Origin of the sequence: Bacteroides pyogenes (assembly GCF_014196225.1) — a bacterium.
Classification (GTDB): domain Bacteria; phylum Bacteroidota; class Bacteroidia; order Bacteroidales; family Bacteroidaceae; genus Bacteroides; species Bacteroides pyogenes_A.
Map to the genome: position 1 here is coordinate 1 of NZ_JACIDI010000032.1, position 12,468 is coordinate 12,468.

The 12,468-nt window shown below is 44.6% G+C and carries 7 protein-coding genes and 1 tRNA gene; 1 reads left to right on the forward strand and 7 read right to left on the reverse strand.

What is annotated here, in order from left to right; all coding sequences use genetic code 11:
- Positions 1-18 precede the first annotated feature (18 nt).
- The 5 genes from GGR07_RS13520 to sppA form a co-directional block, all read right to left on the reverse strand.
- Positions 19-91, reverse strand: a tRNA-Phe gene (locus GGR07_RS13520).
- A 115-nt stretch (positions 92-206) separates the two neighbouring features.
- Positions 207-1,241 (reverse strand): thiamine-phosphate kinase, encoded by a 1,035-nt coding sequence (gene thiL, locus GGR07_RS13525; protein ID WP_021645401.1) that lies wholly within the window; start codon positions 1,239-1,241, stop codon positions 207-209.
- Between the two features lie 15 nt (positions 1,242-1,256).
- Positions 1,257-2,066 (reverse strand): purine-nucleoside phosphorylase, encoded by an 810-nt coding sequence (locus tag GGR07_RS13530; RefSeq protein WP_039972602.1) that lies wholly within the window; start codon positions 2,064-2,066, stop codon positions 1,257-1,259.
- Entirely contained in the window at positions 2,005-3,147 is a 1,143-nt protein-coding gene (gene lpxK, locus GGR07_RS13535; RefSeq protein WP_021645399.1) for a tetraacyldisaccharide 4'-kinase, read from the reverse strand. The genes GGR07_RS13530 and lpxK overlap by 62 nt, the downstream gene beginning before the upstream one ends.
- An 8-nt stretch (positions 3,148-3,155) precedes the next feature.
- Positions 3,156-4,934, reverse strand: coding sequence for a signal peptide peptidase SppA (gene sppA, locus GGR07_RS13540; RefSeq protein ID WP_021645398.1), 1,779 nt, complete (start codon positions 4,932-4,934; stop codon positions 3,156-3,158).
- 186 nt (positions 4,935-5,120) lie between these two features.
- On the opposite strand from sppA, the gene GGR07_RS13545 reads away from it, so the two are divergent.
- Positions 5,121-7,313 carry a GH92 family glycosyl hydrolase gene (locus GGR07_RS13545; RefSeq protein WP_021645397.1) on the forward strand — a complete coding sequence of 731 codons (2,193 nt, stop codon included), beginning with the start codon at positions 5,121-5,123 and terminating at the stop codon, positions 7,311-7,313.
- Between the two features lie 447 nt (positions 7,314-7,760).
- On the opposite strand, the gene GGR07_RS13550 is transcribed toward GGR07_RS13545, so the two are convergent.
- A complete protein-coding gene (locus GGR07_RS13550; protein WP_021645396.1) occupies positions 7,761-9,254 on the reverse strand; it encodes a hypothetical protein in 1,494 nt (497 codons plus the stop codon).
- A gap of 145 nt (positions 9,255-9,399) precedes the next feature.
- On the reverse strand, positions 9,400-12,210 hold the full coding sequence (locus GGR07_RS13555; RefSeq protein ID WP_122056483.1) for a TonB-dependent receptor: 2,811 nt from the start codon (positions 12,208-12,210) through the stop codon (positions 9,400-9,402).
- Positions 12,211-12,468 lie beyond the last annotated feature (258 nt).

The window sequence follows — 12,468 nt, forward strand, 5'->3', positions numbered from 1 at the left end:
TTTTGCTTTTCTTCAAAGTGGTGCCACCAGGAATCGAACCGGGGACACAAGGATTTTCAGTCCTTTGCTCTACCAACTGAGCTATGGCACCTTTTGGGGTTGCGGGTGCAAAGGTAATGAAAGTTTTGGAATCTGCAAGTAGACTATAAATAAAAAGTACTGATGAAAAGAGAGCTGTTTAGTTATCAGTGCCTTAACTAATCTCTTTATTCTTTTTCTTTCAAAGAATTCCATCCTTGGGCCTTTAACTCGAATTCTTTTCCATCACGAGTGATCAATGCGTATCCTAATTCGGGTTTCGTGATGTGTCCGATAAACCGAATACCTTCTATCTGAGAAGCTTTTTCATGGTCGGCAATAGGTATGGTAAATAGAAGCTCATAATCTTCTCCACCGTTCATTGCACAAGTGGTTAAATTCATATTAAACTCTTCGGCCATGACTGCTGTTTGATAGTCGATCGGGATATGTTCCTCATATACACGGCAACCTGTATTACTTTGCTTGCAGATATGAAGAAGCTCCGATGATAAACCGTCGGATATATCCATCATAGAGCTTGGAATAATATTAGCTGCCGCAAGCTTTTCAATGATGTCTTTACGGGCTTCGGGTTTTAGTTGGCGTTCAAGTAAATATTCTTTGCCGGAAAAATCCGGTTGAATATCTTTTTCACCTTTAAGGACGGTCTTTTCGCGTTCCAAAAGTTGAAGTCCCATATAAGCAGCTCCCAAATCTCCACTGACGCAGATAAGATCAGTCTCTTTAGCCCCACTCCGATAAACGACTTTATCCTTATCGGCTTCTCCAATACAGGTAATGCTGATGGCAAGTCCTGTTAAAGACGAACTGGTATCTCCTCCCACGATATCCACATGGTATTGTTGACAAGCCAGACGCACTCCGGCATAAAAATCTTCTATATCTTCTACGCAAAAACGTTTAGAAAGAGCAAGAGATATTGTAATTTGTCTTGGTATGCCATTCATGGCATAAATATCGGAGAAATTGACTATTGCAGACTTGTATCCTAAATGCTTCAGCGGAACATAGGTCAAGTCGAAGTGTACACCTTCCATAAGCAGGTCGGTAGTTACTAATATCTGTTTCTCCGAGGGGTAAGAAAGGACTGCCGCATCATCGCCTATTCCGTATTTACTGGATTCGTTTTCCAATTTGATACCCTCGGTGAGGTGGGCAATCAAGCCGAACTCGCCGAGGGTCGATATTTCTGTTCTCATAAATAAGCATTAATGTTAAGCACGGTTAATGAGTTCGCGCATGATAGTCGTCATCTTGGGCTGAGCAGCATCCGCAGCTTTCTGCACCTCTTCGTGTGTTACTTCAACGATCTTTCCTTCTACTCCCAGGTCCGTAATGACGGAAACACCAAAAACCTTGATCCCACAATGATTGGCTACAATTACTTCAGGTACTGTAGACATGCCGACCGCATCAGCTCCCAAGATGTGAAGCATCTTGTATTCTGCAGGTGTTTCGAACGTGGGGCCTTGTGTGCCGAGGTAAACCCCGTGTCGTACTTTGATTCCTTTTTCAGAGGCAATCTCATCTGCTTTGCGAATCAGTTCTTTGTTATACGCTTCACTCATATCCGGGAATCGCGGCCCATAAGAGATGTTTTTGCCTCGCAGAGGATGTTCGGGGAAGTAGTTGATGTGGTCGGTTATAATCATCAAGTCACCGATTTCAAAATCAGGATTAGTTCCTCCGCTGGCGTTTGAAACGAACAAAGTCTTGATACCGAGTTCACGCATTACCCGTACCGGAAAAGTTACTTCTTTCATAGAGTAGCCTTCATAATAATGAAAGCGTCCTTGCATGGCCATAATTTCTTTGTTGCCCAATTTCCCGAAAATTAATTTTCCACTGTGCCCTTCAACAGTAGACAGCGGGAAATTAGGGATATCCGAGTATTTTATTTCATATTTCTCGGTAATCTCACTTGCTAAACTACCCAATCCTGTGCCGAGTATGATTGCCGTTTCAGGACAAGTATGCATCTTTTCTCTCAGATAAGTTGCGGTTTCTTGAATTTTCTCTAACATAATTAATGATATGTTGGTTAAATTTATTTTGTTGGTTTTGCAATATTTCAACTTCAATGGGGAGGATGTAGATAAAGGGTTTTAGAGCTTCATCTAATGCTTGATTGGCGATCAAGCGGCTTATATCTTTGTCCGTAGTAATAATCAGCCGCTCCTTGCTATTTAGTTTCTCAAACCGATTCCTGATGAACTGCAGGTCGCGATGAGTGAATTGATGATGGTCGTCAAAAGAAATCATTTCTATCGTGGCAGTATGCTCTTTTAGCTTTTCCTTGATGTCAGCAGGGGAGGCAATACCGGTGACAAGCACTACTTCCGTATTTGTTAAAGCGGACAGAGGAATAGTTTCACTTCCCCGATGTGTATCTTGTGCTCCTGATGAGAATGCAGGCTTTAAATCCCCATAGCGGAACGATGAAAAATAGAGTTGTTGATAGGGGTAGAGCCCTATTCGTTTGGTAATAATGTTATAATCGATTGGCTTGATATTCTCGGGACATTTGGTGACAATAACTATTTGCGCCCGGTTTTTCCCGTCGACAGGCTCGCGAAGGCGTCCGGCGGGAAGTAGAGCGTCATCGCAGAATAAACGGTTGTAGTCAGTCAGTAAGATGTTTAGTCCCGGTTTGACATATCGGTGCTGGAAAGCATCGTCAAGTAAGACAACATCTACTGTTGGATCTTTCAAGGCCAATAACTTTTCGATCCCATGGCATCTATTCTCATCAACAGCCATTACGATAGACGGGTATTTGACATACATTTGATAAGGTTCGTCACCAATGGTGTATGCAGTGCTTTCTGCAGTAGCCTTTACATATCCTTTGGATTTGCGTTTGTATCCTCGGCTCAAAACCGCTACGCGATACTTTCTATGAAGAAGCTTTATCAGATATTCGGTGTGGGGAGTTTTGCCCGTGCCTCCAATAGCCAGATTGCCGATGCAAATAATTGGAGCATCAAAACTCTTCGATTGGAGAACCCCCCAGTCGAAGAATTTATTCCTTATTCTAACCACTGCTCCATAGAGCCACGAAACAGGGTAGAGCCACTTGTGTATCTTGGTAAAGTGTTCGTCCATGTATTAATTTATTTCATGTTCAGTTCAAAAGGAATTCGTGCCTGAATCGCCGATTTCTCTTTCAGGTTTTTCAACAGCCCGAATGATTGATAATACTCTCCTAATTTACTGTTCAGCAACTGGGATTCTATATAATTGGTGGGTGCACTTTCGAATAAAGAAGAGAAAAAGTCTTTCTTTTTCGGGTAAGATATAATGGTATATCCCTCTATCCCGGCTTTGGATACAGCAATCTCCAATGCTTTATCTATTCCTCCGAGCTCGTCAACCAAACCCAGTTTTTGTGCTGTTTCTCCTGTCCATATACGACCTTCAGCTATCTTTTCAATTGCCCCTTTAGTCATACCGCGCCCTTCTGCACATCGGGCAATAAAAGTGTCGTATCCTTGAGATACTGTCATTTGAATGAGAGCTTTCTCGTCCTCATTAAAAGGGCGCATTATATTGCCTATATCAGAATATTTGTTGGTTTTTACCACATCGTAAGTAATGCCTATCTTCTCGCTCAACTCCTTTATGTTGGGAATCATTCCGAAGATGCCGATAGAGCCGGTTAAGGTAGTCGGTTCGGCAACAATTGTGTCGGCTATGCAAGAGATATAATACCCTCCTGATGCGGCATAATCTCCCATTGACACAATGACCGGTTTGGTCGCTTTCAACTCTTTTACCGCATGCCATATTTGTTCGGATGCAAAGGCGCTTCCACCCGGTGAGTTGACACGAAGTACAACGGCTTTTATATCTTCATTTTCTTTCAGTCTGCGAAGGTCGCGAATCACTTTATTTCCTACTATACCTTCCTCCGTTGCGCCGGATATCGGATTATCCGTAATTTCTCCGGAAGCATAGTAGACAGCTACAATATTGCCGCTTTTATCTTTGGGGACGTTCTTTTTTATATTAATCATCTCGTTTAATCCAAGCATCGGCAACGAGTCGTCTTCATCTATATGCATCACTTTTTTTAGATAGTTACGGATATCATTTCGATAAATCAACGTATCTGCCAACCCTGCTCTTACGGTTTCTTCTGCCGGATAAAACATTAGCATCCGATCGGCATAAGCATTGAGAGAGTCGATCGGGATATTCCGGGATGCAGACACATCCTTTGTGATTTGTTTCCACACGGAATTAATAAACTCGGTTACTTGTTCGCGATTGGCTGTACTCATCTCTGTAGAGATAAATGGTTCTACGGCAGATTTGTAAGTACCGACCTTGAATATCTGCATTTCTACTCCCACCTTTTTCAGCAGATCTTTATAGAATAAAGGGGTAGAGGAAATGCCGCGCCATTCAATGACTCCTTTAGGATTAAGCAAAATCTTATCTGCTACGCTTGAAAGATAATAAAGCTTTTGTGAATATGTGTCGCTGTAAGCAATTACAAACTTACCGCTTTCTTTAAAGTCAAGCAGTGCGTTTCGTATTTCTTGCAAAGAAGCGTACGAAGTACTTAGGTAAGAAGCTTGCAGGTATATACCTTTAATGTTCTTGTTTTCTTTTGCCTTTTTGATTGAGGCAAGGATGTCATCCAATCCGTAGATTTCGGTATCCTCTTTAATCAACTTGGACAGTATGTCTATCGGATTTTCTTGAGTACGTTCGACTAGCGTTCCTCTCATATTGAGCATCATTACCGAGTTCTCTTTCACTATCGTTTCGTTGTCTGATGCCGATACGATACCGAACAATGTGATAATGCCGATAATAAATAATAGGATAGTCGACAAAATGATTCCGGTTACAGTGGCAAGCGTAAATTTGAAGAAATCTTTCATAATACCTTTCGTTTTTTATAGCCAACTAACTTTTAGCCTAACAAAGATAAATAATTGAGTTGATATTTCTCCAATAAGTCGCACGTTTTTTTGTTTTGTCACATTGAAATATAAGTTTATTGGTTGGTTATGCCAAAAAAGCTTTTTATCTTTGTCTTTCGTTTTTTATTAAAATAAATCTTTATCATGAAAAGAAAATCTCTTTTTCCAGCTGTAATTCCGGCTGTTTTTTTTCTATATACTTCTTGTTCTAAGCCGGAAAAGATAGAAACAAAAGATTATACCCAGTATGTAAATACTTTTATAGGCGCTGCCGATAACGGACACACATTTCCGGGAGCTTGCTATCCTTTCGGAATGATACAGACCAGTCCGGTAACAGGTGCAGTAGGCTGGAGGTATTGTTCGGAATATACGTATCAAGATTCTTTGATCTGGGGATTCACGCAAACTCATCTGAACGGAACCGGCTGTATGGATCTGGGAGACATATTGGTGATGCCTGTGACCGGTGTACGTGAACGTTCGTGGGATGCTTATCGCAGCCGTTTTTTGAAAGAAAAAGAGAGTGCGTCCCCGGGATATTATACTGTGGAGCTTATGGATCCTCAGGTAAAGGTAGAGCTAACTGCTTCGGTTCATACGGCTTTCCATCGATATACTTTTCATGAAGCAGATTCGGCTTCTTTGCTAATCGATTTGCAGCACGGACCGGCCTGGACGGAAGAACAATATCATTCTCAGGTGAATAGTTGCGAGGTGACTTGGCAAGACGCTTATACATTGACCGGACATGTGAATAATACGGTGTGGGTGAATCAGGATTACTTCTTCGTGATGAAATTTAACCGTCCCGTTGTCGATTCTCTTTATTTGCAAATGGGGGAAACTGAAAAAGGGAAGAGGATTATCGCAAGCTTTGATCTAAAGCCGGGTGAAGAGCTTTTGATGAAGGTCTCCCTTTCTACAACGAGTGTGGAGGGTGCGAAGAAAAATATGGAAGCAGAAATTCCTGCATGGGATTTTGAAAGAGTAAGGGGAATTGTCCATGACGAGTGGAATAGCTATTTGAGTCGTATTGAAGTTGAAGGAACAGACGATGAAAAAGTGAATTTTTATACTTGCTTTTATCATACGCTGATTCAACCGAATCAAATATCTGATATAGACGGATATTATCGCAATGCCGCAGATTCTATAGTTAAGGCGGGTGCTGGTGTGTTTTATTCTACATTCTCTTTGTGGGATACATACCGTGCGGCCCATCCATTCTACACGTTGATGGTTCCCGAACGTGTGGACGGCTTTGTCAATTCGCTTATCGAGCAAGGAGAGGTACAAGGTTTTTTACCTATTTGGGCTTTGTGGGGTAAGGAGAATTTCTGTATGATTGGTAACCATGGAGTTTCTGTGATTGCAGAGGCCTACCGAAAAGGCTTTCGGGGGTTTGATGCCGAAAGGGCTTTTGAAATGGTAAAACGGACTCAGACGGTTTCTCATCCGTTGAAGTCGAACTGGGAGGTGTATACGAAGTATGGATACTTTCCTACGGACCTGACTAAAGCAGAATCGGTATCTTCTACATTGGAGTCGGTTTATGACGATTATGCGACCGCTGATATGGCAAATCGTCTTGGGAAAAAGAAAGATGCCGCTTATTTTGCAAAACGGGCGGATTATTATAAGAATCTTTTCGATCGGAAAACTAACTTCATGCGTCCGCGTAAAGCTGACGGGACTTGGAAGTCTCCTTTCAACCCAAGTGAAGTCGGGCATGCGGAAAGTAGCGGAGGGGACTATACGGAAGGAAATGCCTGGCAATATACATGGCACGTACAGCACGATGTTCCGGGGCTGATTTCTCTTTTCGGTGGTGAAGAAGCTTTTTTGAATAAATTGGATTCTGTGTTTACCGTAAAGCTGGAGACTTCGCAGGCCGATGTGACGGGATTAATCGGTCAATATGCCCATGGCAACGAACCCAGTCATCATGTGGCGTATCTCTATACTTTAGCTGGCCGTCCGGAGCGTACTCAGGAATTGGTGCGCGAAATTTTCACAACTCAATATCGAAATAAACCCGACGGACTTTGTGGTAATGACGATTGCGGACAAATGTCTGCCTGGTATATGTTTACTGCAATGGGATTCTACCCTGTGGATCCCGTTAGTGGCGAGTATGTGTTTGGCGCTCCGCAACTGCCGAAGATTGTTTTGTGCCTTCCGGATGGTAAAACTTTTACTGTTATTGCCGAGAATTTATCTGCTGAACATAAATATGTAGACTCTATATTTTTGAATGGTAAGAAATATGAAAAAAAGAGTATTTCTCATGAGGAAATCCTTAAGGGTGGCGAGTTGCTTTTTAAGATGAGGTAGCTTTTTATATGAGGATAGAGTTTATACAGAATCAGAAACAAGATTATTGGTTTTCTGTATGCTAACCTTATTTATATAGAATCTCTCCGATAGTAAATTAAACAGTGTTATTAAAGTTGATAACTTGTTGCTTTACTGGCATAGTTTAATTTACGCTTCTCTTGTCCTGATTATTTGTATTTGAGTGTTTTGATTTTTAAATTGGTATTGAATAATTCGTATTTTTCAATCTCATTCCCAGTTACTTCAATTTCGGCTTCTTTTCGTTGCTTTTAAGGAGAATACTTGCACGAAATGCGACAATCCGCAGTTCCACGCAAATAAATATTTCGGTTGTTTGCTGTGGAAGTCTGCGGACGCCTGCGGCCTTCTGTCACAGATACATGATGCAGATATATGTTATGTCTGTTCTTGTCGTGCGCTACATGTATCTGTAGTATTCTCCGGTTAGTAGTTTGTGTTGTTCGGATCGAAATTCGTCCACCCTTCCAGCCAGTTGTCGTTGCTGCCGAAAGCACCGATGTAGGCTACTTGTTCGAATCCTTCGGAAAGCATTGCATCGGCGAATGAAGCCGCCGCTTGCGCTTCTTTACCCGGAATGCAGGGAGCTTTCAGATAATTGCCCGCCTTCATGCCCAGCTCTGCGGCAGTGACGACTTTGTTACCCGGCTGTGTTTCGAAGAATGTTTTTGAGAATGCCTTTTCGCCTGTCGTAAAGCTTGAATTTTTGTCGCTTCCTATAAGAGCCATGTCGGCAAACCAAATGTTGCGGAGCTTCAGCTCGCCTTTGGCAGCGGAGCCTTGAGCGTCTCCTTTATCATTTTCGATGATGAGGCCTACGGGATACCCTACAGCGATGGAATTGAAACAGCTCAGGTTGCTGTACCTGCGGATTTGTATAGCTGCCTGATATCTTCCCAGCGCCGAACCGTTGTTCGGATTATAGTTGCCTCCGTTGATGTACTTACCCGGTCCTGCTTCGTTTACGAAGCTTTCATCCATCGCTTTCGGGCCGATGAAAGTAATGTTGCTGAACACTGGTCTCGTCATGGGAGACAGATTGGTGCCATCCTTCCAGTTGTCCGATTCAAAACCGTTGGAGTTTGAAATATCTGCTATTCGGGGGTCGCGTATGCTCAGGCAAAACTGTACTTTTCCGCAGAATCCGTTGTCGGTGTCGAAGTCGTCGTCCCATCCCTTGTAGGCGATGAGGTGTTTGCAATTTACCGTTCCTCCGAACCATTCGTACGAGTCGTCGTTGGAATAAGACACTTGAACGTGATCTATCTTCGTGCCGCTACCCACTGATCCCATTGTCAGTCCGTTGATTTCCTGATTGGCCTGGAACGGATAACCCGCAAATTCGATGCGTACATAACTCAGTGTTCCCGAGTTATCCGCAGGGTCGGAGCCTCCGTGTCTGGTACGCGGACCGCCTTCGATCTGCATTTCTTTCTGATTGTTGGGAGCCTTTCCGCAAAGAATGATTCCTCCCCAGTCGCCTGGTTTGCGATTGCCTTTGGGCTGTGCCGATGTAAATACGATCGGCTCGCTTTTTGTGCCCTGCGCATACAGTTTGCCTCCGCGCTCCACTATCAGAGACGCTTTGCTGGTCTTGTCTCCTTTTATCACCGTTCCCGGTTGCAGAGTCAGTTCGGCTCCGTTGGCGATGTAGATCCAGCCTTTCAGCGTATAAGTGCCTTTGGGCAATATTTGTTTGCCGTTGAACACGAATTCGTCGTCTCCATTGCCCAGCGTGTTGCCGGCAAACAAAATGTGGTCGCAGGCGTTCAGGCCGCCGTCTTTGCTCCATACATACTTCGATTCGTCGATAGCTCCTCCTGTGTTCGGTCCGGTGCTTTCGTCATTTCCGCAAGCCGTCGGAACGTTTGCCAAAAACAAGGCAATTGCTGCATAAGCCAATGTTCTGATTTTTTTCATTTGAGTCGTTTTTTTAGTCGTACACTTGTACGGCGGTTAATAATTCGATAATTTTTTAATTTCTAAGCAAGCACGGGCTTTTACGTGCGTTCTGCCATATCTCGTAGTCGTTTGGCGCTACTGGTCGCGTTTCCATCTTCCCGTTTCAGAACCGATAACCGACGCTCAGATTGAAACTGCGTCCCGGCCTGTACGATTTGGTTATCTCTTCGATCTCTGCTTTCATTCCGTTACGGCGTGTCACCGTGTTGAACTGCTTGTAATATACTTTTTCCGTTAGCAGGTTGCGTATGCCTGTTTTCAGCAGCCAATGACTGCCGAAGCGTTTCGATACGCTGAGGTCGATCATGTTGCGGGGCATTTCGTACGAGTCGGGGATGTTTACCGTATTTTCTCCGCCCACTGTTCCCACCGTGCGCCCTACGCCGATAATCCGTTTCCCTACCCGGTTATAGAGCAAGCCGAGGTTGAGCTCCGCCTGTGGATGATGATAGAACAATCCGGCGTTGATGAGGTAAGGAGATTGCCCTTGCATGGGTCGGTCTCGCTCTTGTGCGCCCTCATCGAAGTCGACTCTACTTTTAATCAATGCTCCGTTGAAGGAGCATGTAAAGTTCCGGAGTCCGATGAAAGCAAGGTCTTTCCGTATATCCACTTCCACACCCAGGCTATAGGCGCTCTTGGCGTTGTGGAAAGAATATACCGGAGTTTCGCCGCCTGTCATTGTGTAAGTCCACTCGATGGGAGAATTGAAATGTTTGTAAAACAAGGCTACAGAGACCTGTTCGCCCGAAGTAGGGTAATATTCGTACCGGAAGTCGGCATTGTCGATGTAAGAAGGAGAGAGTTCTGTATTTCCTTGTACAGAACTGCCCAAATCGAAGTCGTAGAATACCGAAGAGGAAACTTCACGAAACTCGGGCCGGTTGACCGAACGTCCGTACGAAAGGCGCAACTGATGTTTTTCATCCGGCTGCCAGCTGGTGTTGACGGAGGGAAACAGGTCGTTGTGCCGGTAGATCAGGCTTTTCGGGCTTTTCTCCACATCGCGCGTATTGCCGATCAGCTCCATCCGGTTGTGTTCGAAGCGCATACCTGCATAAATGTTGAAAGCACCTAAAGGAAGGCTTACGGCTGCATATCCCGCAAACAGTGTGTTGTTTCCTTCGTAATTGTTGCGCCATTTGGGCCTTTCTATCAGGTAGAGCTTGTCGCCCCCATAGTTGTTTTCCTGCATCAGTTCGTCGGGGATATTCATGAATTCGAATCCCGCAGGCAGAGTGTTTTGAGGATTCCAGTTGTATAGGAATTCTCGTGTGGTATAGGTGCGTGTGCGGTATTCACCGTAAGCGCCGGTTTTCAGCGTAGGGCCGAAGCCGTCGGCGAATTGAAAAATGTGTTGATAATTCAGGTTCCCTGAGAAAATGTGTTCATCCAGATCGGTAAACTCACGGCGGATGTCGTTAGCGCGTATCAATGCCAGATGTCCCGGTTGTTGCCCCTCGTCGTTGACAGTATAGCGCCGTCGGTCGGGCATGTTACGGGCGGAGTAGGCATATCCTGCGCTCCAGTCCAGCTTGTCACGGTCGAACAGGTGTTTTCCGGTGAACTGTCCGTTGTAAGTAGTGCGGCTGCTGTAATAGTATTCGGCACTCTCCATCCGGTTTTCTTGAGCGTCCCAACCCCTACGATCGGTGTATCTGCTTTTGCCCAACTGATTGAAAATGCTTCTGAACTCATACCGAGCGCCGGAAGCGGCGGGAGAGAAAGTGAAGTTCAGCATGGCCCCTGCACGAACATCGTGATTGTATTGATTGTCTTTCGCTCTCCGCAGATAGTTGCTGCGGTCGTTCACCTCGTCGTAAGCTCCGAAGAGCGAGTTTTCCATATCTTCGTAAACCTTATACGAATTGCTGTAGTTGACCGCTCCCGAAAGCGCAAACTCTCTTCCGTTTCCCGACTCCCAATGGCGGCTGAAGTCGAGACTCATTCCCGCATCGGCAAAAGGCTTTCGCCTGCGGACTGCCCAATCGTTGTTCAAACTGTTGGTCGTCAAGTCCACCGTTTTCAAATCTGCGCTGCCCGATAGTCCGTCGACAGGATTCATCATACCGTCAATGCCTCCTTTCAGGCTACGCAGTCCGTTGTCGAATCCCAGAAAATCGGTTCCGCTTTCTTTTTCGTACAAGAAACTGTTGAAATGCGTACGGTCGTTCAGCCCGCCGTTTAAGTTGATCGAGAACGAACTTTTAGACGGAACATCCTTTGTCTGAATCAGGATAAACCCTCCCGTGAAGTCCGACGGATATTCGGGAGCGGGGCTTTTCACTACAATCATGTTGTCCAGTTGCGAGGAGGGGATCAGGTCGAACGAGAAAGCTCTCGAATCGGCCTCCGAACTTGGTACGGCGCTACCATTGGTCCATACATTATTATATCGTTGCGACAACCCGCGCACCATCACAAACTTGTCGTCGATGACAGAGATTCCCGGTACCCGTTTGATGACTTCCGAAGCGTCTTTGTCTTGTGTCCTGCCGATTTGTTGAGCCGATACTCCCGATTGTACCACCAGGCTCCGCCGTTGGTCGGTCATTACCGAAATTTCCGTATTCTTCTTCATTCTGCCCGTTATCGTGACGTCAGCCAATGTTTGCATGTCGGCCTCCATCTCAAAATTCAGCGTAGTTTCTTTTTCTGCTTTTATGTCTCTCAGCTCAATCGGTTTGTACCCGATATATGTTACCGTTATGGTATAAATCCCGTTTGCCACGTGTAGCATGTAATTGCCGTTGAGGTCTGCGACAGTTCCGGCATTTATTGCTGCAATTTGTACAGTCGCCCCCGTGAGCGGCTCTTTGGTTTGTTTGTCTTTGATACTTCCTTTGATTATTCCTGCTTCGGCAGTTGCTGTAAGCAATATCATCAAAAGAAGAATGGAGGAGATCTTTTTCATATACTCTATACTTCTTAAGTCCTTGCAAAGATGAGGCGATGAAATTACGTTGATAATACAGTTGTATGTAGGTTCTTCTACATATTTGTTACGGTTCTGTTAAGTTCGAATGGGAATCTCAGTCATATCCGACAGTCCGAATGTTTAAAGAAATAGCAATTCCCTTTTAACCATTTATTCGTCTTTGGTCTGTGTTTTATTCGTCTGCCGAACGACAGACGAATAAAACACAGACCAAAGACGAATGGAACGCGAACG